This is a genomic window from Sphingobium sp. TomMM15 (genome assembly GCF_055397045.1).
This window is the reverse complement of record NZ_AP027315.1, coordinates 187,513-211,610: the sequence shown is the minus strand read 5'-3', so window position 1 is coordinate 211,610 and position 24,098 is coordinate 187,513. Positions and strand designations below refer to the sequence as shown.

The window sequence follows — 24,098 nt, the reverse complement described above, 5'->3', positions numbered from 1 at the left end:
CGGAAATGGTTAAGGGCTCGTCGAGCCACTGCTTTTGTTGGCAAATAGCAACACCCAGAAAAAAATCTCCGGCCCAGTTTACTTTTGCACTTGGTTGCGTCAGGATTCTTCCGTCACACAAAAAAAGGGGAATCAACGAGAGGCTACCGTTACGCTTCGATTATAAAGATAGCGCTACCAAAGCCTGTCCTAAGAGGCGTAGGTGTCAAGTGCAAAGCGCGCTTAGGCACGTCAAGCGACAGCGGTTTCTCAGGTCATGTGCGGCGACACAGCAGTATTGGTTAAGTTTGCGCTTTTTGGGTGAAGCTGAAAAGCGGTGCTTTCGGCAAAGTCCAGCCAGACGTGAAAAGTTAAGTTTGAACAATCTATGGGGAGAGGATGATGCAAAGGAATTTGCGTACACACACATTGTCGCTATTGCTCGCAACCAGCGCAGCTTGCGGCCTGTCGGCGCCCGTCTGGGCTCAGGAAGCGAATGGCAACGTCTCGACAGGGGCTAATCAATCCAGCGCCGAAATCGTCGTGACCGCGACACGCCGGGCCGAGTCGTTGCAGAATGTTCCGATGAGCATCAACGTCGCGACAGGCGAGCAAATCGAACGCCTTAAAATTTTCGATGTCAAGGATGTGCAGCAGCTTGCTCCGGGCCTTGAGCTGCGCAACGACAATGGTCGTGCGAACTCCGCAACTCTGCGTGGCGTAAACTTCGACCCTGACCAGGGGACCGGACCGGCAGTTGATCTTTACTTCAATGAAGTTCCAATCGATGCGCAAACGGCTTTCACTGCTATTTACGACATCGATCAGATCGAAGTCTTGCGCGGACCGCAGGGCGGCCTGCGCGGCCGTACGGCTCCATCGGGTGCCATTACCATTCGGACCCGCCGCGCGAACCTCAATAAGATCGAGGGCTATGTGCAGGGCAGCGCGACCGAAGATGCCGGCTACAACGTGCAGGGCGGCGTATCGCTGCCGGTAATCGAGGACAAGCTTGCCATACGCGCCTCGATGCTGGTCGATGGCAACCGTTTGAACCAGGTGCGCAATATCGTTCGTGGCGACCGTTCGCAAAGTCGAACCGAAAGCGCCCGGCTGTCGGTTGCGTTTCAGCCGACGGACGGCTTCGACATCAATGTGATGTATCAGTATTTGAATGCTGATAATATTCTGTACCCGCAGGTCTTTGGTCCAGGCAATCCTGTAATTGGCAATCCGCCGGTCGGATTGGATGATCGCTATACCTTGGCAGAAGGGCGCAGCCGCTTCATTAATAATAGCCATCTGCTCACCCTGGATGCGAAATATGATCTGGGTCCCGTCACCCTGTCATTCGTCGGCGGACATCAGGAGACCAAACTCACCCAATATGGGGAGTTTGACGCGGGGAATGCGATCCACAACTATGCGCCAACCCAGATCACGCGTACGCCCTACAATGTCGACTCCGGTGAACTGCGGTTGATGTCCAACAATGATGGCTTCTTCAACTGGACGATCGGCGGTACTTACAGCAAGAATACCGGCAATGTGACAGTCGATAAACCGTTGGATTACATTCCCAGCGTACCCGGTGTCCCCGTTCCTGTGGCTCCCATTTTTCCTGTCCCCGGCGTGATCAACATACCTGTTAGTGGTGAAAGCTACTCTGTGGCCGGCAGTGTTCGGCTCCAGCCTACTGACAAGCTGACCTTTGAAGCGGCGGGCCGTTATTCAGTTATCAGCGGAAAGCAGTTCGCAACCATCTCCATTCCGGGCGCTGGAACATTCCCGATCGTAGATTTCGAGAAGAAATCGCATCCATTCACTGGATCTGCCACGCTGACTTACAAAGCTACCCCGGATCTCACCGTCTACGGAGCATATGGGCGTTCATTCCGTGCTCCGACGGCAGGCGTCGGCGTACCGCAGAATGTCAGTCAGGATCTGGCAATCAGCAAAGCGGAGCATGCCGATACTTTTGAAGTGGGCTTCAAGTCAGCCTTTTTTGATCGTCGCTTGTCGCTCGACGTTGCAGCCTTCTACCAGAAGTTCGATAACTTCATCTCCCGCTTCACCGGGATTGCGACCGATCAGGGCACCAATATCGACGTTACGGGTGATGGCGTTCCGGATGGCGTATATTTCGGCCCGCCGGACGGCACCGTGGATACGAACGCCGATTATAATTATAATGGCAAAGCCACAGTTAAGGGCATTGAGGCGACCCTCGCAGGTCGGCCGACAGACAATTGGGACGTGTCAGTCAGCATGTCGTACGTGAAGGCGCGTTATAAAAATGCGCTCCTGCCGTGCAACACGGTGGATCCGGTGACCAATCAGTCCATCGTTGTTCCCAATCCGGCATTCGGCGGAGTCAACAATGTTAGCTATTGTCAGCGCAACTCGCGTCTTGCGGACGTGCCTGATTTCAGCCTCACTGCGAACAGCGAATACCGCTTCGGAACTGGGCCAATCCAGCCGTTCATTCGTGGCCTGATCACCTATCGCCCGAGCGTTTATTCTCAGAATCAGCAGTACCGTTATCCTCATCGCGAACTCATCAACCTGTTCGTCGGTTTGCGAGGTGGAGATACGAACAAGTGGGAAGTATCGGCTTTTGTCCGCAACCTGCTGAATCAGAACAAGGTCACTAACATCAGCATCAACAATGCGACTATCACCGGGAACAACGTCCTGGGCGGTCCTGGTGTGATCTTCGATTCAGGATATCGCTCTGTGAACCTCACCAATCCACGGGAGTTCGGTATCTCCGGGTCGTTCCGTTTCTAAACTCTCCACTCCCGCCAGCGTTATGCGCTGGCGGGCCTTTTCGTGCTCCGACGCTGGAAAAATCGTTGGCGCAAGGATATAATGGTACGGCCCTGTTTACTTTTCCCCTCTTCCTGTTGTAAGATTTTCATATGACGATCCGCCTACTACGTTGCGGGACGCCTATGACTTTTTGAACGGAGGATTCCTTGGCTGACCGGCTCGCCCTTACGCGGCGCATGTTCATCGCTTCAACCGCTCTGGCGATGCCAGTTACGGCCATGGCCGACGTTGCGGGCAAGCCCCGATATCGCGACGCGAAAGCTCCCATCGAAGAGCGCGTACGCGATTTGTTGAGCCGGATGACTTTGGAAGAAAAAGCCGCGCAGATGCGGTCGATCGCCTACACAAAATCGCTGTTTCTAGAGGGCGACCTATTTTCGCCGGAGAAGGCCAAGCAGGTCTTCGTGAACGGCATCGGTCAGATCGGTAACCCGAGTGATACCAACGGAACGGCGCGTGTAGCCAAGGACAATTACCGTTCACCTGGAGAGACGATCGACCTCGTCAACGCCATTCAACGACATCTGGTCGAAAATACGCGTCTGGGCATTCCCGCACTGTTCCATGAGGAGACGGCTCATGGTCTTAAAGCGAGGGACGCGACGATCTTCCCAATTCCGCTGGGCCTGGGCAGTACGTGGGACCCAGCTTTGGTTGAGCAGGCTTACGAACTTGCGGGGCGCGAGGCTCGGATGCGGGGCGCAACGGTTGCGCTTAGTCCCGTCCTCGACCTAGCCCGTGATCCACGATTTGGCCGGGTGGAGGAGTTTTTCAGCGAGGATCCCTATCTGGTGAGTCAAATGGGTATCGCGTCCGTGCGTGGCCAGCAGGGGACACGCCCCTTGGCGGCGGACAAGGTATTCGTGACGCTCAAGCATTTCATACACGGGGCGCCCGAGGGTGGGCTTAATACCGCGCCCGCCGACATGAGCGAGCGGACGCTGCGCGAAAATTTCCTCGTGCCCTTTGCCCAGGTGATCAAGAAAACTGACCCGGCCGTCATCATGCCGTCCTATAACGAGCTTGAGGGCGTTCCCTCACATGCCAGTTATGAACTGCTCCAGCGCACGGGCCGAGAGCGACTGGGTTTTCGCGGCGCCTATTTCAGCGACTATGGCGGCATCACCAATCTCGTCACCCAACATTATATGGCAGCGAATGATGATGAGGCTGCGGTGATGGCGGTACATGCGGGCGTCGATGCTGAATTGCCTGAGGGCCAAGCCTACGCCCGTTTACCCGAACTGGTGCGTTCCGGGCGCGTCCCCGAAGCGAGTCTGGATGTAGCTGTTTCCCGCATTCTGGCGCTGAAATTTGAAGCTGGTCTGTTTGAAAATCCCTATGTCAGCAAACCGCGCGCGCTGCGCCAGGTCAATGCGCCGACGAGTAAGGCGCTTGCCCGCAAAGTCGCGCAGAAATCGATAGTGCTCCTCAAGAATGACGGCATATTGCCGATCAATACCGCCAGGCCGCAAAGGATTGCGGTGATCGGACCCAATGCGGTCGAGCCGTTGTTTGGGGGATATTCCTCGGTGAACGCTCAAGCCGTGGGGATTTTGGAAGGTGTGAAAGCGGCTGCTGGTCCGGCGGTATCCGTCGAACATGCTGAAGGTGTTCAGATCATCAAGCCTGACCCAACGGGCCAGCATTTGCCGGCTCGCGCTGCCCGGTATCCCGATCCTGCTGAGAACGCCGCGCGCATCATTCAGGCAGTGGAGGTTGCAAAGCGGGCAGACGTAATACTGCTCGTCGTTGGCGACGTTCCGGAAATCACGCGAGAAGCGATTCACGGAGGTGCGCCGGGCGATCGCAACACCCTCAACCTCTTCGGCGATCAGGATGCGCTGGTCGAAGCCATGATCGCGACGGGGAAACCCATAATCGCCTTGTTGATCAATGGACGCCCTCTTTCGGTCAATCGCTTGGCTGAAAAGGCCAATGCTTTGATCGAGGGCTGGTACCTTGGACAGGAAGGCGGGAATGCGTTCGCCGATGTGCTGTTTGGGAAGATCAACCCGGGTGGGAAGCTGCCGGTCACTTTCCCGCGCTCGGTCGGTGACCTGCCGATGTTCTACAATCAGCACCCATCGGCCAAGACCGGCAAGCGCTATGTTGAGACCAAAATAACGCCGCTCTTCCCTTTCGGCTATGGCCTCAGCTACACGACATTCGACATTTCCGCGCCTCGCCTCGCGAAATCCACGATCGCAATCGGGGAAACGGCCATAGTGGAAGTGGATGTCACCAATAGCGGTCCCAGAACAGGCGATGAGGTCGTCCAGCTCTATGTTCGTGACGATGTAAGTTCCGTGCCGCGCCCGGTTTTGGAACTGCGGGGGTTTGAACGTGTGACATTGAAGCCCGGCGAGAAACGCACGGTAAAGTTCAGTCTTGATCCCGATAGCCTGGCCTTCTGGAACATCGATATGGCTTATGTCGTCGAACCGGGAACTTTCACCATCCACGCGGGGTCCAGTTCAGCTAGCCTGAAATCGGTAAAGCTCACGGTCGTTTGATCGGCGAAGTTGGAGAGGGCGCCGTAACGCGGCTGCCTGAGGAGTAAAAGTGATGTGGGACCGCCGAGAAATAATTGGGGCCGGTGCGGCAGCTTTGGCAGCTTCTGCTGTGGCCAGGCCAGCGTTTGGGCAAATTGCTACCGAACATGTCGAGATCGATCTGCGCCGCGACGCGGGTGCGCTTGATCATATCTGGTCCCGTTGCGCCGGATCGGATCGTGCGTCCGTAACGCTGCGCGAAAGCTGGCGCCACGATCTCGAGCGCTTCCATAATGAAACGGGGCTTGAGCGCGTACGTTTCCACGGCATCTTCAACGATGATCTGGGTGTCTGGCCTGGCGGCATGAACGGCAAGGACCCCAACTTCCAGAACGTCGATGATGTCTATGACGGCGTGCTGGCAAGAGGTGTCCAGCCCTTTGTCGAATTGAGCTTCATGCCCAAGAAGCTCGCCAGCGCGAATAAGAAGCTCAATTTCACCTATGATGCCAACATCAGTCCACCGGCCTCTCCAGAGGCGTGGGGCGCCTTCATTCAGGTTTTCGTGCGTCACTTGCTGGATCGTTACGGGGCCTCTGCGGTGCGCCAATGGTATTTCGAGGTCTGGAACGAGCCCAATCTCAACTGGTTCTTCAGCGGTACGCAGGCTGACTATTTCGCAATGTACAAAGCCGCAGCACGGGCAATCAAGGAAGTTGATCCCAAGCTGCGCGTCGGCGGGCCATCTTCTGCGGCGGCGCAGTGGATTCCCGAGTTCCTGGGCTTCTGTGCGCAGGAAAATCTGCCTGTCGATTTCGTGTCAACGCACATCTATGCCGGGGACGATCAGAAGGAGCTGTTCGGCGAGGCCAATCGCTATCCTCACAAGGACGTGATTCCGGCGGCCATGGCCAAGGTCAGAAGCCAGATCGACGCGACGCGATACAAGGGCGCCGAACTATGGCTGTCAGAATGGTCGTCAGACAGCCCGGCGATGATTGCGCATATCATCAGCAATTGCCTGCCCTACTGCCATGCCATGGCGCAATGGTGCATCAGCAATGTGTTTGAGGAAATCAACTTCCCCAACTTCATCCTTAAGGAAGGTGATGGTGGATGGGGCATGCTGGCCCAACGCGGCATCGCGCGGCCGGCTTTCAATAGCTACAAATTGTTGCACCGGCTCGGCCAGCGCCGACTATCAGCGACGGGGCCGACTCTGGCGAGCAAGACGCGAAACGGGGCAGCGGCTTTGGTGTGGAACCTGGCCGAGGTGAAGCAGCCTGCGGGCATCCCAGGCATGAGCAACCAGCGGATCGTCACGGGAGAGCGTAAAAAAATCGAGGTCAAGCTGAAGGGAGCCGCTCCGGGCAAGAGCGTGCAAGTCAGCTATGTCGATCAGGAGAGGGGTTCGCCTCTTCCCAAATGGCGCGAGCTGGGTTCGCCGCAATATCCGAAAAAGGACCAGATCGAGCAGATACGGCGAGCGGCCGAACTCGCTCCGCCAGAAACGCGGCGCCTAGATGGGCAGGGCGTCCTGACGCTGGATCTGCCGCCTGAAGGTTTGGCCCTGATCGAATTGACGGCCTGATCTGCTTTGTTGAATGCAGGCGGTCCATCGACCTTGGACGGCTTGCTGCTCAAGCGATATGTTCATAAGTGGATACGCCTAACGAAAACGGGACATGCGGGTGAAGGAAGCGAAGAAATGCGGTTCAGGGAGAGGCGCAGAATCTAATTCCGGATGCGCGCCCGTTAGACGCATGGGACGCCCACCGAATAAAAAGGCGGGCGAGATCGAAGAGGCTATTTTATCGGCAGCGAAGGAATTATTTCTTTCGGTCGGTTACGAAACCACCTCGATGGAAGCCGTGGCACTAGCTGCGGGGGTTTCAAAAAGAACCCTATATATTCGGCATTCGACCAAGGATGCACTGATGAAGGCAGTCGTCGAAGATCGTGTCCGTACATGGTCTGACGAAGCCAGCAGACGTAATAGTGACATACCAGAAGAGTTTTCGGAAAGTCTGCGGCGACACGCGCAAACCTTTATCCATATGCTCGCCAGTCCTGAAGTTCAGAAATTTAGCCAGTTAATTGCAACAACAGCGCACCGATTTCCTGAAATTGCTGAAACATTCTATCAGGTAGGCTATAACTACGAAGTCGAATTTCTGACCGAGGAAATAATAAGAGGTACGCGGAACGATCCTGTACCTCCAAAGGACCCCAGGCGAACGGCTATACAATTGTTGAGCATGATACAGGGGTGGCGCAGGACCGAGGAAACGGTACGGACCATCAGTCCAGCCGAAGCAGCGGAATTTGCTTCACAAGCCGTAGACGTTCTGCTGCGCGGCAGGGAAAGTTGGTGATGCCATAAACGGCATGAGCAGGACTGGCCGGATATTCATCCCCGGCCCACCGAACAGAGCATAAACCGATCACGTTGAATCGGCTTATGCTCTATTTATGTTTTGTTTTCCGCGTTCTCCGAGCCAGGAGGCGACTTCATCTGCTTCGAAAACGCTCCAGCCTTACTTAGCCTTCAGCTTGGCAAGGTCTGCGTCGATTTCGGTAAGCACCTTGTCGGTGATCTGATCGGGCGAATATTGTTGGATATCCTTCAGCGTCATCGACCGGGCCATATCGACCTGGTCGTTGGTGGTCATGCCAGGAACATGCCTTTCCAGAATAGCCTTTGCCGCAGGATCGTCCAGCAGCGTGCCGATTTCCGTCGTCGAGCTTGAATAAGCCGTTTGAGCGAAAGCGGGGAGGGGGGCCATGGCCAGGACTGTCGCGGCTAGAATCAATTGCTTCATCATCCAAATCTCCATCAACGAATGGCAGTACATCTAACAGGAACTCGAAAAAATGCAACGAGACTGTTTACTTGCATGTAGATGTATGAGTATGCCTTGCTCGCTGCTGAACGACACTAATCTCGTGGGAGAGAGACGGCCGAGGCGATGATGGCTAAGGGTAGGAACCGAAGCATCCCAATATGATCGCTGGCGCGATCGCTTGGGCGGCTGGCTGAAAGGACCGCGCTGCGCCGACGGCAAGGAAATCAGCTCGTAAAGAGCGCTCGCCACACCTGCCTTTTTTATTGGAGTTTGCCCGAGATGTTCCGCGATACCACCATCAGCCGCCGATCTGTCCTGATTAGCTCCGCATGCCTTTTCGCATGGCAGGCATCGGGCATCCCTGCGGCGATGGGGGCCGTACGCCGCCCGCTGTCGAGCCGCGTGAAATCGCTGATTGCGCAGATGACGATCGAAGAGAAGGCGGGGCAGCTGACGCTGATGCCAACCCCCTGGACCTCCGCCGCCGCAGCCAAGATCAACCCCGCTGCCGCAGTCAAGAATGTCGAAAATCTTGTTGGCGACGCGCAGGCGGGACGATTGGGCGGCGTTTTCAACGGCTTTGGCGTGGATGCGCATCGCAAGTTGCAGGCTGCCGCGATGAAGGGACGGCTCGGCATCCCCATGATCTTCGCGGGCGATGTCATTCACGGCTATCGCACGGTTTTCCCGGTTCCACTGGCTGAGGCGGCGAGTTTCGACCCCGATCTTGCCGAGCGCACTGCCCGTGCAGCAGCGGAGGAGATGGCGGCAACCGGCTTCGACTGGGTCTTCGCACCGATGGTCGATGTGGGCCGCGATGCCCGTTGGGGCCGGACAGTCGAAGGCGCTGGCGAAGATGTGCTTCTGTCCATGGACATGGCCCGCGCCCGGACGCGGGGATTTCAGGGCCGTTCGCTCTCGAACGATGCATCGGTTGCTGCGTGCATGAAGCATTTCGTCGCTTATGGCGCTGCAGAAAGTGGGCTGGATTATAATACAGCCGACATTTCGGAGCGGACGCTACGGGAAGTCTATCTTCCGCCGTTTCAGGCAGCCATCGACGCGGGCTGCGCCACCGTCATGGCCGCGTTTGAGGATATCGCGGGGCGTCCCATTCATGGCGGCCGCGAATATCTAACCGACATATTGCGCGGCGAGATGGGGTTCGATGGACTGGTCGTTGGCGACTATAACGGCGATGTGGAGATCGCGGCCCGTGGTTTGGCCGCCGACGCCCGCGACGCCGCGCGGATCGCAATCATGGCCGGACTCGACATGAGCATGGCGAGTGGCATCTATCGCGACCATCTGCCCTCGCTGGTGCAGGCGGGCGAAGTGCCGATGGAGCGGGTTGATGAGGCGGTCGGCCGCGTCCTCGCGCTGAAGGAACAGCTTGGCCTGTTCGAGGATCCGTTCCGGCGCATGGACCTGAAGCGCCAGCAGACGCGCATGCGCACAAAGCCTGCGCTGTCGCTCGCGCGCGAGGCAGCCAGGCGATCGATCGTCATGTTGAAGAACGAGGGAGATTTGCTGCCCCTGCCACGCAAGGGCAAGCGCATCGCCATCATCGGGCCGTTTGCCGAGGGGCCGAGCAACTTGCACGGTCCCTGGACGCTGTTTGCGGACAACAAGGAAGCAGTCGATCTGGCTAGCGCGGTGCGGACGGCCGTTGCCGACGCTTCGATGGTCAGCATCGTAAAGGGCAGCGATATTACCAGCCCCATTGAAGGCGGTATCGACGCCGCCGTCGCAGCTGCCCGTGCCGCTGACATCGTCATCCTTGCAGTGGGAGAACGCGAAGCGATGTCGGGCGAGGCCGCATCGCGCGATCTGATTGTCGTGCCCCCCGCGCAACAGGCCCTTGCAGAGGCGGTCGCCGCAGTCGGCAAGCCGATGATAGTCGCCTTGCGGAATGGAAGGGCACTGGCATTGGAAGGGGCGATCCTTGATGCTCCGGCGATTCTGGTCACCTGGTTTCTGGGCTCCGAAACGGGCAATGCCACTGCCGATATCCTGTTCGGCGCGACTGGCCCGTCCGGCCGCCTGCCGGTCAGCTTCCCCATCTCGGCGGGGCAGGTGCCCTATTATTATGCGCACCGGCGGCCGGGCCGCCCAAACAACACGCGCTATATCACGTCGAAATATGAGGCGCGCTTTCCATTCGGCCATGGCCTGACCTATGGAAAGATCAGCTATTCCGATCTCGTCCTTTCCTCCAAGAAAATCGGGATGGACGGCCAGCTGCGCGTCACGGTCACGGTCAGCAACCATGGGCAATATGCTGCCCGGGAATTGGTGCAGCTCTACGTACAGGATGTCGTCGCATCCGTCACCCAGCCTATCCGTGAGCTGAAGGCCTACCGGCATGTCGAACTGGCGCCGGGCCAATCGCAACAGGTGACGCTGGATTTGCGGGCCGCAGACCTTGCCTTCATCGGCGTCGATCTGAAGCCCTTGATCGAGGCTGGCCGTTTCAAATTATGGATCGCGCAGTCCGCTGAGGCGGCAGGGCTGGCGGAAGAGTTTGAGGTCGCTTGATCTGACGGCGCACCTAGGGCGTTTTTGAGCAGATGGAATCCTTTCTGGACTTGTAACGGCCGCGCTCAGGACCGAGATGGTCGCGCGCGGCGTATGGGCCAACATCAAGCCCAGCGGCGCCACCCGATACGACAAGCGCGACAACAACTTCCTCGCCTCAGTCCAACTCGCTTCCATCCGCATATGGTTGCGACATAATGAGTCGGGCCCCCTAGTCACCTGAATCCGAAGTTCGGTTCATTATTTTTTGGCAGAAGCGTTTGACCGAGGCGAGGATCTCGTCGGCTGACTTCACCCATTTGTATGGCTTGGGGTTTTCATTGTGAGCCGCAATGAATGCCATGATGTCAGCTTCGAGTTCCGCCGTCGATCGGTGGGCACGCGCTGCAACTGCTTGCGCGTCAATTCGGCGAACCAACGCTCAACCTGATTGATCCAAGAGGCCGATGTTGGTGTAAAATGGACATGCCAATGGGGACGACGCGCTAGCCAGGCCTTGATCTTCGGTGTCTTGTGAGTGGCATAGTTGTCCATCACAAGGTGCACGTCTGGTCCCTTGGGCATCTCGGCATCGATCCGCTTGAGGAAGTCGAGGAACTCGGTTGCGCGGTGTCGTTTGTAGCACTTGCCGATCACCGCGCCGGTGGCGATATCGAGCGCTGCGAACAATGATGTCGTACCGTTGCGGATGTAAGTATGAGTGCGCTGCTCAGGCACGCCGGGCGCCATGGGCAAGACCGGCTGCTCGCGATCCAGCGCCTGGATCTGCGACTTTTCATCCACGCACAGCACGGCCGCCCGGTTCGGTGGCGACATGTACAGGCCAACTATGTCCTGCACCTTGTCGACGAACAGCGGATCGACAGCTTGAATGTCTCTGACCGGTGTGGCTGCAGGCCAAATGCACTCCAGATTCGGCGGATGGTGGTGTGCGACAACCCAGAATCGGCTGCCATGGAGCGGATGACCAGTGGGTGGCATCCTTCGGCATGGTGTTCAGCGTGCGCTCGATCACCCCAGCCACCGGTCCATCCGATACTGAACGCGGTCGACCCGCCCGGTACTCATCGGCCAGCCCCTCAATGCCATCCTGCACGAACCGACGCCGCCACTTGCCCACCGTATGCTCATGGACATTGAGGCGTGCGGCCACCTCCTTGCTCTGCAGCCCCTCCGCACAGAGCAGAACCATTCGGCACCGGTCGGATAGGGAAAGCGGTGTTTTGCGACGCCGGACCTGACCTTCGAGAAAGGACCCGTCCGCCGCGCTCAAAACCACCAAATCCGCTTGCCTACCCACCATCTCTCATGCCTCCGCGGCCTGATCGACATAGGCACCATATAATGATGCTTACTTCAGTTCCAGGTGACTAGGGGGCAACAACAAGGAAGATGCGCGCTGGATAAAGCACAAGGGGAAGCGCGCTGGAGCTGTTTTCGCTGTTCATCGACGTGGTTGGGGAAGTGAATGTCGGCCTGGATGCCGATCCGTTGCTTCAATATGGGCAGGTGCCCCGCAGCAACTGACTTGCCCTGACTGCTCGTGCGGCCACTAAGCCACGCGAGGGACGGATATGGTCCGTTGAACGTCCGGTGAGGAGCCAGCCGTCATCATATTGGCTGCGCGGACGGTATTCGACAGGAGACATGCGATGGTCATGGGTCCGACGCCGCCGGGCACAGGGGTGACGGCCGCGGCGTGATCCAGCTCGGAAGTCACCGCATCACCCACGATCCTGCTCCGGCCATCCTTGTCGACAATCTTGTTGATGCCGATGTCTATCACAATCGCTCCGGGCTTGACCCAGCCGCCGCGCACCAGGCCGGGACTGCCAGCGGCCACAATCACGATGTCGGCGGTTGAAACGATGGACGGCAGATTCCGCGTGTTGATGTGCGTGACGGTGACGGTGCATTCTCTTTCCAGCAAAAGCAGGGCGACAGGCTTGCCGACGATGTTGGACTTTCCGATGACGACTGCCTTGAGGCCGCAAAAGTCTTGCACCACGCTTTCAAGCAGAAGAAGACAACCGAGCGGCGTGCAGGGGATCAGTCCCTGAGTGCCCGTAGAGAGCCGACCGACGTTCACGGGGTGGAAACCGTCTACATCCTTCGACGGGCAAATGCGGTCCAGCACCACGCTTGCGTCAATGTGCTGCGGCAGCGGTAGCTGGACCAATATACCATGCACGGAGGGATCGATGTTCAGCGCATCGATCTCCGCCAGAAGGGCGTCCTGGGCCGTTTCGCTCGGCAGGCGCCGCTCGATCGACGCTATGCCGACCCGCTTGGAGGCCTTCAACTTGCGCGAGACATAGACATGGCTCGCCGGATCATCACCGACCAGAATGACCGCCAAGGTGGGCGCGATGCCGCAGCGCGTCTGAAAGGCGTCCACGTCGCGGCGAACGGTCTCCAGAATGCCCTCGGCCATCATTTTGCCGTCAATGATCTTCGCCATGGTCAGCCTTGTCATTCGGGTGTTGTGGACGGCCGGGTGCCGTCGGTGATTTCAGCCCACGCGATCGGCGGCGTAGCTGTCCGGGCTGGCGGGAAAAACGATCGTCCGGTCGCCATTCACAAATACGCGATGATGTATGTGGGCGTGGATCGCGCGGGCCAATGTGCGGCTCTCCACATCCCGTCCAATGGATACATAATCGTCGGCGCTCTGGGCATGTGTAACGGCTATCGTTTCCTGCTCGATGATCGGGCCTTCATCCAGTTCCGCGGTAACGTAATGGGCGGTGGCGCCGATGAGTTTCACGCCGCGCTTGTGGGCCTGGTGATAGGGCTTCGCCCCCTTGAATCCCGGCAGGAAACTGTGATGGATGTTGATGACCCGGCCCGGCATCCTGCGGCACAGTTCGTCCGAAAGCACCTGCATATAGCGGGCAAGGACGATGAGATCGGCTTGCGTGCGCTCGACGATTGCCATCAGTTCGGCTTCGGCTTCAGCCTTATTATCCTTGGTCACCTTGATATGGTGAAACGGCAGGTCGTGACTGAGCACAAGATGCTGGTAATCGAAATGGTTGGAGATGACGCCCACGATGTCGATCGGCAGCATGCCGATCTTCCATCGATACAGAATGTCATTCAGGCAATGTCCAAAGCGGGACACCATCAGGATGACCTTCATCCTGACTGTGGAATCATGAAACTCGAAATTCATATTCCATTCTGCGCCGATCGGCGTGAAGCCCTCCGCGATCTCCGAAAGCGCCTTCCCCTCTTCGGAGATGAAGCTGACCCGCATGAAGAAGGTGCCGGTTTCCACATCATCGAATTGCGATGAATCCGAGATGCTGCAACCCTGGCTTGCCAGGTAGCTGGAAATGGCGGCCACGATCCCGCGCTTTGACGGACAGGATACGGTGAGGATATCGGTCGTCACATTCTTCTCCAAAATTCTATGCCCAGTTGCGCGGCGTGGGCTTCACAGCTTTGCGGTCAGTTCAGGGACGGCGGTGAAAAGATCGGCGACGAGCCCGATATCGGCGACCTGAAAAATCGGCGCGTCCACATCCTGATTGATGGCGATGATGGTCTTGCTGTCCTTCATGCCAGCCAGATGCTGTATCGCGCCCGATATGCCGACCGCGATATAAAGTTCGGGAGCAACGATCTTGCCCGTTTGCCCCACCTGATAGTCGTTGGGGGCATAGCCCGCGTCGACGGCGGCGCGGCTGGCGCCTACGCCCGCGCCAAGCTTGTCGGCCAATGGCATGATGATCTGCTCGAACGTTTCCGCATCCTTGAGCGCGCGACCGCCGGAAACCACTATCTTGGCGGAGGTCAGTTCAGGGCGTTCCAGCTTTGCGATTTCCGCACCCACAAAAGTGGACAGACCGGCGTCCGCCCCGATGGAAACCTCCTCGATGGCGGCGGAACCGCCTGTCGTGGGTGCCATGGGAAAGGCCGAACCCCGCACGGTGATCACCAGCTTGGAATCTGTGGATTCGACGGTCGCGATGACATTTCCGGCGTAGATCGCGCGGGTGAAGATTCTTTCTCCTTCCACGGAGAGGATCTCCGAAATCTGCATGACATCGAGCAGCGCGGCGACGCGTGGCGCCACACTCTTCCCCATGCTTGTCGCTGGGGCGAGAAATGCGTCGTGGTCGGTCATGAGGGCCGCCACCAGCGGCGCGACATTCTCCGGCAACGCGTGCTCGTAACAGGCGTGATCGGCCAGAAGGACTTTATCGACGCCCGTGATACGTGCAGCCGCCTCTGCTACGGCGCGGCACGCAAATCCGGCCACCAGCAGGTCGACGGGGCCGAGTTTGGCAGCGGCCGTGACGGCGGGCAGGGTGGCGTCCTTAACCGCGCCATTGTCATGCTCGACCAAAAGGAGAGTTCTCATCTCAGGCAACTCCCATTTCCTTGATTTTGACGGCCAGAGCGTCCGTATCGGTGACTTTGATACCGGCGGAGCGGGCAGGCGGCTCGGCCAGCTTCAGGGTCTTGATGCGCGGGGTGCAATCCACCCCGTAATCTGCCGGACTCTTTATCGCGACCGGCTGCTTTTTCGCCTTCATGATGTTGGGAAGTGAGGCGTAGCGAGGATCGTTCAGCCTGAGATCGGCAGTGATGATCGCTGGAAGGGGTAGCCTTACCGTTTCCTGGCCACCGTCGATCTCCCGCGTCACCTCGATTGCGTCGCCATCGACGCTGATCCGGCTCGCAAAGGCGCCCTGCGGTCGGCCCAGCAGGCCCGCGAGCATCTGGCCGGTCTGGTTTGCATCGTCGTCGATCGCCTGTTTTCCGAGGATGACGAGACCTGGGTCGGTCTCCGCCACGATCTCTTTCAGAATTTTCGCGACGGCGAGCGGTTCGACTTCCGCGTCGGTCTCGACAAGGATGGCGCGATCCGCCCCCATGGCCAATGCCGTACGTAGGGTGTCCTGCGCCTTGGCGGGGCCGATGGAAACGGCGATGACCTCGGCCGCCTGACCCGATTCCTTGAGGCGGATCGCTTCCTCAAGGGCGATTTCGTCGAAGGGGTTCATGGCCATCTTGACGTTGGTAAGGTCAACGCCGCTTCCGTCCGCCTTGACCCTGGGCCTTACATTGAAATCTATGACTCGCTTCACGGGAACGAGAATGCGCATGATATCCTCCCGGCGACGCTAAAGCGCCTTCAATGGGTGTAGCTGTTGTTGCGAGAATGCTGGCTTGAGCGGCTCACGCCTTGATGCGCAGGCCCTTTGGATCATACCAGGGGCCTAACTGCGCCTCCACCTCATGCCGCTTCCATGCAATCTCGACCTCGAAGCTACTCGCTTCCAGAAACGCCTTGTCGACGCCATCCTCGTGATGGACATAACCCATCCCCAGCGAAGCCCCGATGCGATGGCCATAAGCTCCCGAAGAGATGTCGCCGACTATCCGGTCACCGATCCACAGCGGTTCGTTGTGGAAGACGAACGGGGCGTCGGGATCCTTCAGCTTGAACTGGATGAGGCGTTTGGTGAGCTTGCCTGCTTCCTTCTGACGCAGAAGTGCATCTCGGCCGATGAAGCCGCCCGGCTTGTCCAGCGCGACCGCGAAACCCAGGCCACCCTCCAGCGGAGTATCCTCCTCGCCGATGTCGTGCGCCCAGTGGCGATAGCCCTTTTCCATGCGGAGGGAGTTGAGGGCGAAAAAGCCAGCGTCGCGAAGTCCGAACTCCGTTCCCGCTTCGACAAGGACATCATACACATGCTGGGCGAACTCAGCCGGCATGTAGAGTTCCCAACCCAGTTCACCCACAAAGGTGACGCGGCTGGCACGGACCTTCGCGTAGCCGAGGTCGATTTCCTGGCTGGTGCCGAAAGGAAAGGCTTCGTTGGAGAAGTCGGCGGGCGAAATCTTCTGCAGCAATTCGCGCGACTTGGGTCCCATCACCGCCAGCATCGGCATTCCAGACGTGATGTCGACCACATGGGCATGCGCGTCATCCGGGATATGCCGCTTCAGCCAGGCCATGTCGCGGCGCTGCGACGCAGCGATCGTGACGATCATGAAGGACGTTTCGGACAGGCGCGTGATTGTGACATCGGCCTCGATGCCGCCCTTGGGATTGAGCCACTGGGTATAGACCAGCTTACCGACCGGGACGTCGATTTCATTGGCGGAAAGCTTGTTGAGCACCTTGAGAGCGTCGCGGCCCTCCATCAGATATTTCACATAGCAGCTGAGGTCGAAGACTGACACATTCTCCGCCGTGTTGCGGCATTCGGCAGCAGTGTCGTCGAACCAGCTCGGCTTATGATAGGAATATTCTACTTTCGGTGTCGTTCCTGCGCCGCCGAAAAAGCCGGGTCGTTCATACCCGTTCATTTCGGTCATCCATGCACCCTTGGCGATCAGGCGGTCGTGGAAGGGGCTGCGACGAACGTTGCGCGCGGTCTCCATCTGGAGGTTGGGCCAATGCATGTTGTACATTGCGCCGAGCGTTTCCGTCGTCCGGTCGTGAAGATATTTCTTGTTGGTCTGGAACGAGACCGTGCGACGGACATCGACATCGACCAACTCCACGGGGGGCATGCCGTCGTTGATCCAGTCCGCAAGAACCTTGCCGACGCCGCCCGAAGACAGGATGCCCACAGAGTTGAAGCCGCAAGCGGTGAACAGGCCGCGCACCTCTGGCGTTTCGCCCAGCAGGTAGCGGTCGTCGGGGGTAAAGCTTTCAGGCCCGTTGAAAAACAGCTGGATACCCGCATTGGCCAGCAACGGCACACGGTTCACTGCCAGTTCCAGGATCGGCTCGAAATGGTCGAAATCTTCGGGCAGCGTATCGAAACAGAAATCGGGCGAGATGCCGTTCATGCCCCAAGGCTTGGCGTTCGGCTCAAAGCAGCCGAGCAGGAGCTTCCCTGCATCCTCCTTATAATAGGCGTGCTCGTCAGTGACGAACATGACAGGCAGGTTGCGCGGAAGTTCCGGGATAGCCTCGGTGACGATGTAGAAATGCTCTGCGGCATGCAGGGGCAGGCTTACGCCGATTTGCGCCGCCAGATCGCGCGACCACATGCCGCCGGTGATGACGACCTTCTTCGCCCGGATTTCGCCTTGCTCGGTCATGACGCCGACGGCCTTGCCGCCTTCGACGATGATGTTCTTGACGAGGCATTGTTCAAGGATCTTGGCGCCGCCCATGCGCGCGCCCTTTGCATAAGCCATCGTTACGTCGATGGGATTGACCTGACCGTCATTGGGGAACCAGAAACCGCCGACGATGCCGTCGATGTTTACCGGCGACCAGCGCTCCTTGATCTGGCCGGGCGTAACAGGTTCGACAGGCAAGCCGAAATTCCGTCCCATTGATGCCCCACGGGCAAGCTCTTCGAGCCGCTCGGGCGTTTTGGCGAGGCGCAGCGAACCCCGCTGCATATAACCGGTTGCCATGCCCGTCTCGGCTTCCAGCTGTCCGAACAGCTGTCCCGTATAATAGGCAAGCTCTGTCATCCGCCGGTTTGCGCGGAGCTGGGTCACCAGTCCGGCGGCATGCCAGGTTGTGCCACAGGTCAGTTGCTTGCGCTCGCATAGCACAACGTCGGAAATGCCCAGCTTGGTCAAATGGTAAGCTATGGAGCATCCTGCGATGCCGCCACCTACGATTACGACTTCGGCGGAACTCGGATATGACGTCACGGAAAACACTCCAGATGTCTGCGATATGGCGAGTGCGCAGAGGTATTCACATGCGCATGTGAAGAGGTATGCCGGTCTCTCAAGTCATCGCCCGGCACCAGGTCTGTAAATTTTAATCGGAGCGTTTGATCGTCCGGCAAACTGTTTATCCGCCATTGGAACGACGCACCCATCAGGAAGAAATCTACTGTATAGATGGCATAATGCTGATGATGGACTGGTGTAACAATACCCCGCTCGGGGTAGTATCTGTGCAGGCCGGCTAGGGGGGCATGGGCCATTTAAAGGCCGCGCGAACGGGAAATGCGGCTGCTTTGGGCCACCGTCAGTTAGACGTGTGGCATCCGTCTCTCGTAACCGTACTTCTCGCACGCCGCATATCTCAAGGGCAGCAATGGCAGAAGGTAAAGTTTGCGACTGTAATCCGGCAACTACTCCGATGAGGGTAGGAGCATGGCCAGCACTCACCAGCTATATATTCGTCATGGTGAACCGATGGCGGGCTTTTGTACCCAGAACTGATTTGGGATGCGGATCAAGCCCAGCACCTTTCCATCTAATTGGATGAACAGCACAAATCTGCGGATGCGCCGTTGCGAGAAAGGCGTTGGTAGGATGGGCAAATGAGGGGACGAGGAGCATGAGAGAACATGATCTCCGCAAGCGGGTCGTCGAAGAAATGCATTTGCGGCGCTGGCCAAGGCTTTCAGCGCCGATGGAGATCGTGCAGATACTCAACATTCTGGATGAAGGCGATCGGGCGCGGGAACGCGATTTTGTCGCCCAATTCAGCGGGAATCCGGCTTGCCTAACCGGCGCCAGCCATGTTTCGGGAACGCTGCATAGCGGGATAGCCTACACTTGGGAGCGTCACAGCGAAGCAAGCACCGTCACTCTTTTTATAGACTCCGGCCAGTCGGAATCGGCGTACCACGCTGTTTCGAAAATGGAAAAATTGCCGGGCGCCGCGATACGCGCAACCAGGATCAAGATCGTCGAAGACGAGGAGAATGCTCAGGCACGCTTGGAGGATATGGCGTTCGTCGGCGATGAATTGATATCCTGCCATGTGGGCGACGGTATTCGCATCTGGTCCGATTTTCGGATCGGCCCTGAAGGCTATGGCAGGCTTCTGGTAGCCGCAAATGGCGCCAGTGACGGCGACCTCACGCGTACCGTGCAGCGGTTTCAGGAACTAGGAAATTACCGCAATCTGGCCCTTATGGGTTTGCCGGTGGCCCAGGCGCAATCGCGATTGCTGCATGAAGCAGAGGCGAAGCTGGGGGACCTTGGTCAACTGCTGAGTCATCCAGAAGTCCGCGACGACGATCTACTGAGCGAGCTGTGTCAGCTCTCATTGGAGATCGGCGCCCTCGCTGGCGCAACAAACTATAGAATGAGTGCGACCGCAGCATATGCTCAGCTGGTTGATGAGCGGCTGGCCGAACTGGCTCCCCGGCCGATAAGGGGATGCCAGTCGCTCACTGATTTCACGCAACGCCGCTTTCTTCCAGCGGTGCGCACATGTGCGAGTTTCACCAAAAGGTCGCGGCAGATCGCCAATCTGGCGGCCCATCTTTCCAGTTTGCTGAGGACCCGGATCGAAACGCGGATCGAAAATCAGAACGCAAGACTTCTGGCCTCGCTCGAACAAAACACCAGCATGACCCTGAGACTTCAGCAGTTGGTGGAGGGATTGTCCGTGGTCGCCATCAGCTATTATGGCGTGTCGCTGCTGGGGCATATGCTTGAGGGAATCGAGCCCTTCGCGCCTGCTCTCCACGCTTCGGCGATCGTGTCCGTCGCGACACCGCTCATATTGACCGGGACCTGGTTTTGCTTGCACCGCCTCCGCAAAGCGCTGCTGCGGCAGTCGGGAGCGGGAAGCAATCCAGAGCAACTGGAGCGGAAGCCGCGGTAATAAAAGAGCTATCCGTTTCCCGATGGCAGGAGAGCACTGTTCAGGCAAGCATAAGCTACCCTTCGCAGGGTATTGTATGATAGTTTCTTCCGCCTGATCTTCAGGCCGTCTTAAATTTGGCGACCGGGACCTCGCCCAACAACGATCCGGGGGTTTATCCAATGGCTTATCACAACAGCTTCTATGCTTTGCAATCCTTGAGTAAAGGGCAAGATCTTTTCCAGACATGCGGTGTGCGCGCGATGCGGGCTTCGATAGCAGCGCTGGCAATCGGTATCTGCATGGTTCCTGCCTATGCTATGGCCCAACAGGGTGGAAAGGACGCTAATGCGAGTGCTCCCCAGCCCGATGGCTTGGGCGGTGACATCGTGGTGACCGCGCAGCGCCGTGAACAGCGGCTGGACAAGGTCGGCCTTTCGATCTCTGCCTTCTCGTCCGACCAGATGCAGGCGATGGGGGTCCAGTCGGCCACTGAACTGGCTTCCAAAGTTCCCGGCGTCGTGCTTGAATCGAGCGGCGGTTCAGGGCTGAACGGCAATCTGACGATGCGGGGCGTCGCGGCGACCGACTTTTCGACCAATCAGGAATCGCCCAACGCCATCTATTTCGACGATATCTATGTCAGCTCGCCTTATGAAACCAACTTCCCGGTCTATGATCTGGAGCGTGTAGAAATTCTGCGTGGCCCGCAGGGGACGCTGTTCGGTCGAAATTCCACTGGCGGCCTCGCCAACTTCATCACCAAGAAGCCGACAGAGCAGTTTGAAGGGTTCGTGTCGGCCACGATCGGCAACTATGATCAGAAGCGCCTGGAGGCCGCAGTTGGTGGCCCGCTGGATGACAAGACGCAGTTTCGTATTTCGGGCATGCTCGACTATTCGGATGGCTGGTGGAAGAACGCGGCCGGTCCAGACACGAATGCGCAGAAATTCTTTGGCGTGCGCGGACAGATCCAGCGGGACCTGAGCGACAATTTCAAAGCTTATTTCGCAATCTCCTATGATCGCAATCCGCGTGCAAGGATCGGGACCTATGACTCCCAGCCAGCCTATTTGGTGAATGGCACGCCGGAACTCCTCCCCGCCGATGTCGATGCATATGGCACCGGCCCGGGGAACGACGCCACCGGATATCGCGATCCCTATCCAGACGCGCGCAAGACGGCGTTCAACGCCGTCGGCTATTTGAAGAAAGAGCGTATTTCACCGACCTTGCGCCTTGAATGGAACGCCTCTGACGAAATTAGTCTGATTTCTCTTACCAACTACACACATTTCAAATTCGCCTATGCAGAGGATTGCGATGGCACGCCCCTCAATGCCTGCTATTTTCCCAGCGGCCAAAATTTGAACCAATGGTCCGAAGAGCTTCGCGTGTCGAAAGTGGGCGACAGATTTAACTTCACCGGTGGCGTATATTTCCTGGATATAAAACAGTCTAATTATCAGAATTATTCATTCCCCGCATATGCTGGCACGGAGTTCGCGTTTGATATCAGCAACGTCTTCGACCAGCATGTCCGTTCCTATTCGGCATTCGCACAGGGTGACTATGCGCTTACCGATCGCCTGAAGCTGACCGTCGGCGGGCGAGTGCTTCATGACACCAAGAGCTTTTCTTCGCAGGTATATTATAATGAGTTGGGAGACGGGGTCACCAACACCGTCTACAATCCTCCGCTGCTCGGATATGATTTTTCGGAGGCGACTGTCGGCCGCGCCGCGAAGAAGAAAGAATGGCTGTGGAGCGGCCGCCTTCAACTCGATTACACCGCCAGTGATGACGCGCTGCTCTATGCCAGCGTCTCGCGAGGCGTGAAGGGCAGCGGTTTCAATAGCAACGCGGGCGGAACCACATCTCTCGCGCAGACGCCCTTTGGCGCTGAAACAATGATCGCCTACGAAGCGGGATCGAAACTGAAGCTATTTGATCGTGCCGTTCGCCTGAATCTCAGTACATTCTATTATGATTATTCCGACTTCCAGGCGTTTCAGCTCCAAGGTCTGACATCGTTCGTTACCAACAATGATGCCTATATGTATGGTGGTGAAATGGAACTGTCTATTACACCTATGCGAGGCCTTGATATTCAATTTGGTGTAGCAAATCTTCATACGAAAATTTACGATGTGAACACCAGCTACAGCGGCGTTATTGACCAGGGTGCTGTTAACGCGCCCAAATGGACCGTCAATGGCCTGGCTCGCAAGTCGTTCGACATCGGTAGCGGCCAGCTCGCCTTCGTATATGATTTCAGCTATCAGTCGAAGCGTTACTCATCGGTCGACAACAATGCGATGAACCTGCTTCCCGCCGCTACGCTGCATAACGCTCGCATAAGTTATTCGCGCAATGGCTTCGAAATCGCCGCATTTGTGAAGAACTTTACCAATGCGGCGAAGCAGGTATCCGCGTTCGATTATATCGCGCTGTTCGGAACCAGAATTGTCACCTACGTTCCTCCGCGTCGTTATGGCATTGAACTTCGCAAAGATTTCTGACGTTTCATCTGATTGGCGGCCCTTCCGGACTCATTCGGCAGGGCCGTTTTTTTTCTGGCTGCGCGTTGCACCCCATGCCTATTCTGGACTGGGATGCATTCTCAAGTCTTGCGATTGCCGGGTCCGGTCAGCAAGTTTGAGCAGCCCCAACGCGATCGCGAGGATAGTGGCCGCAATACGGGCATGTGCCACTATAGTCCTCATCTACATACATCCCGATCGGGCCTTGCTGATGCTGCGAATAATCGACCAGCGAGACACCGCGCATCGCGAATATCGGCTGGTCCCGTGGACTCGCTGCCTTTGCCGAAGGGCAGGGCTTCGGTGATACCCTCGCAGAGGTATTGCCGATCAACGCCGCCACCGGCACCATCGGACGAATAAGCTATGGTCGTCTTCTAGTCGCAAATAGAAGTCGGCCTTCCAGCAGCTATAGCAATTTCGCGGCCTTGAAGGCGCGCACTCTTAAAAAAGAACAGAGTTTTCATAACTTTGGAAGTTAGAGGATCAGGCGGCGCGTGAACACGATCGATTTGTTCAAGCTCGATGGGAGAGTGGCTCTCGTAACGGGTGGCGCGCGCGGTATCGGCTTTGAGCTGGCTACGGCCCTTTCGCACGCCGGCGCGATTGTTTACTGTGCCGATATCGATGGCGCGGGCGCTGAAGAGGCGGCTGAACGGATTGCCGCGGATGGCGATTGCGCCGCCCATGGAATACAGGTGGACGTGTCTCAGGAGGCGTCGGTCGCCAGCATGGTTGATGTCGTCATGAAACGGGACGGACGCCTTGATGTGTGTATCGCCAACGCAGGCATCGCCGAACCGAATCTTCCTATATCGTGGGAGGATTACACGGCTGATCTCTGGCGTCGGCTGATCGATGTCAATTTGTCGGGCGTCTTCTTCACCGACATGGCGGCGGCCAAGGCCATGAAGGGTCGTGGCGGAGGCTCCATCATCAACATCGCGTCCATCGTCGGTGTGACTGCGGACTCGCAATGGGGCTGCATCGGCTACGCGGCGGCGAAGGGTGGGGTCGTGCAGCTTACGCGCCAGTTGGGGGCCATGCTGGCTCCCGAGGGTATCCGGGTAAATTCGATAGCCCCCGGTTATGTCGCCACAGGATTGAGCGAAGGCGAGCAGCTGGATCATCCCGATCCAGAAGTTCGCCGCCTCCAGGCCGAACTGTTAGCTCGCACGCCGATGAAGCGCTACGCTCAGCCGCAGGAACTGCGGGGCGCAGCTCTCTTCCTGGCGTCCGACGCTTCATCATATTGCACGGGCTACACCTATGCCGTCGATGGGGGCTGGCTCGGTGCGTGATCATGGGTGCGGGAGCGAAGCGC

The 24,098-nt window shown here is 57.8% G+C and carries 14 protein-coding genes and 1 pseudogene; 8 read left to right on the top strand and 7 right to left on the bottom strand.

Annotated elements, in window-relative coordinates; all coding sequences use genetic code 11:
* Positions 1 to 378 precede the first annotated feature (378 nt).
* From ACZ51H_RS13795 to ACZ51H_RS13780, 4 genes are all read left to right on the top strand, one after another.
* On the top strand, positions 379 to 2,769 hold the full coding sequence (locus ACZ51H_RS13795; protein WP_464803325.1) for a TonB-dependent receptor: 2,391 nt from the start codon (positions 379 to 381) through the stop codon (positions 2,767 to 2,769).
* A 188-nt stretch (positions 2,770 to 2,957) separates the two neighbouring features.
* Positions 2,958 to 5,327 carry a glycoside hydrolase family 3 N-terminal domain-containing protein gene (locus ACZ51H_RS13790; RefSeq protein ID WP_464803324.1) on the top strand — a complete coding sequence of 790 codons (2,370 nt, stop codon included), beginning with the start codon at positions 2,958 to 2,960 and terminating at the stop codon, positions 5,325 to 5,327.
* A 109-nt stretch (positions 5,328 to 5,436) separates the two neighbouring features.
* Positions 5,437 to 6,897: a GH39 family glycosyl hydrolase gene (locus tag ACZ51H_RS13785; RefSeq protein ID WP_464803323.1), complete on the top strand. Its 1,461-nt coding sequence runs from the start codon at positions 5,437 to 5,439 to the stop codon at positions 6,895 to 6,897.
* A gap of 94 nt (positions 6,898 to 6,991) precedes the next feature.
* Positions 6,992 to 7,681, top strand: a complete 690-nt coding sequence (locus tag ACZ51H_RS13780; protein ID WP_464803322.1) for a TetR/AcrR family transcriptional regulator — start codon at positions 6,992 to 6,994, stop codon at positions 7,679 to 7,681.
* A gap of 162 nt (positions 7,682 to 7,843) precedes the next feature.
* On the opposite strand, the gene ACZ51H_RS13775 is transcribed toward ACZ51H_RS13780, so the two are convergent.
* Complete coding sequence (locus ACZ51H_RS13775) at positions 7,844 to 8,131, bottom strand: hypothetical protein (RefSeq protein ID WP_464795272.1); 288 nt, start codon at positions 8,129 to 8,131, stop codon at positions 7,844 to 7,846.
* A gap of 300 nt (positions 8,132 to 8,431) precedes the next feature.
* Between ACZ51H_RS13775 and ACZ51H_RS13770 the strand changes: the two genes are divergently transcribed.
* Complete coding sequence (locus tag ACZ51H_RS13770) at positions 8,432 to 10,690, top strand: glycoside hydrolase family 3 N-terminal domain-containing protein (RefSeq protein ID WP_464803321.1); 2,259 nt, start codon at positions 8,432 to 8,434, stop codon at positions 10,688 to 10,690.
* A 211-nt stretch (positions 10,691 to 10,901) separates the two neighbouring features.
* Here the strand turns inward: ACZ51H_RS13770 and ACZ51H_RS13765 are convergent.
* The 6 genes and pseudogenes from ACZ51H_RS13765 to ACZ51H_RS13740 form a co-directional block, all read right to left on the bottom strand.
* Positions 10,902 to 11,993, bottom strand: a pseudogene (locus ACZ51H_RS13765) (IS630 family transposase).
* A gap of 249 nt (positions 11,994 to 12,242) precedes the next feature.
* Positions 12,243 to 13,151, bottom strand: a complete 909-nt coding sequence (locus tag ACZ51H_RS13760) for a bifunctional 5,10-methylenetetrahydrofolate dehydrogenase/5,10-methenyltetrahydrofolate cyclohydrolase (protein ID WP_464795270.1) — start codon at positions 13,149 to 13,151, stop codon at positions 12,243 to 12,245.
* A gap of 51 nt (positions 13,152 to 13,202) precedes the next feature.
* On the bottom strand, positions 13,203 to 14,087 hold the full coding sequence (purU, locus tag ACZ51H_RS13755; RefSeq protein WP_464772908.1) for a formyltetrahydrofolate deformylase: 885 nt from the start codon (positions 14,085 to 14,087) through the stop codon (positions 13,203 to 13,205).
* 42 nt (positions 14,088 to 14,129) lie between these two features.
* Positions 14,130 to 15,059, bottom strand: coding sequence for an electron transfer flavoprotein subunit alpha/FixB family protein (locus ACZ51H_RS13750; RefSeq protein WP_464803320.1), 930 nt, complete (start codon positions 15,057 to 15,059; stop codon positions 14,130 to 14,132).
* Between the two features lies 1 nt (position 15,060).
* Positions 15,061 to 15,807, bottom strand: a complete 747-nt coding sequence (locus ACZ51H_RS13745; RefSeq protein ID WP_464803319.1) for an electron transfer flavoprotein subunit beta/FixA family protein — start codon at positions 15,805 to 15,807, stop codon at positions 15,061 to 15,063.
* Between the two features lie 73 nt (positions 15,808 to 15,880).
* Entirely contained in the window at positions 15,881 to 18,331 is a 2,451-nt protein-coding gene (locus tag ACZ51H_RS13740) for a GcvT family protein (protein ID WP_464803318.1), read from the bottom strand.
* A gap of 640 nt (positions 18,332 to 18,971) precedes the next feature.
* On the opposite strand from ACZ51H_RS13740, the gene ACZ51H_RS13735 reads away from it, so the two are divergent.
* From ACZ51H_RS13735 to ACZ51H_RS13725, 3 genes are all read left to right on the top strand, one after another.
* Positions 18,972 to 20,252, top strand: coding sequence for a DUF3422 domain-containing protein (locus ACZ51H_RS13735; RefSeq protein ID WP_460988350.1), 1,281 nt, complete (start codon positions 18,972 to 18,974; stop codon positions 20,250 to 20,252).
* 242 nt (positions 20,253 to 20,494) lie between these two features.
* Positions 20,495 to 22,753 carry a TonB-dependent receptor gene (locus ACZ51H_RS13730; RefSeq protein WP_464803317.1) on the top strand — a complete coding sequence of 753 codons (2,259 nt, stop codon included), beginning with the start codon at positions 20,495 to 20,497 and terminating at the stop codon, positions 22,751 to 22,753.
* A gap of 518 nt (positions 22,754 to 23,271) precedes the next feature.
* Positions 23,272 to 24,075: an SDR family NAD(P)-dependent oxidoreductase gene (locus ACZ51H_RS13725; RefSeq protein ID WP_464803316.1), complete on the top strand. Its 804-nt coding sequence runs from the start codon at positions 23,272 to 23,274 to the stop codon at positions 24,073 to 24,075.
* Positions 24,076 to 24,098: the final 23 nt, after the last annotated feature.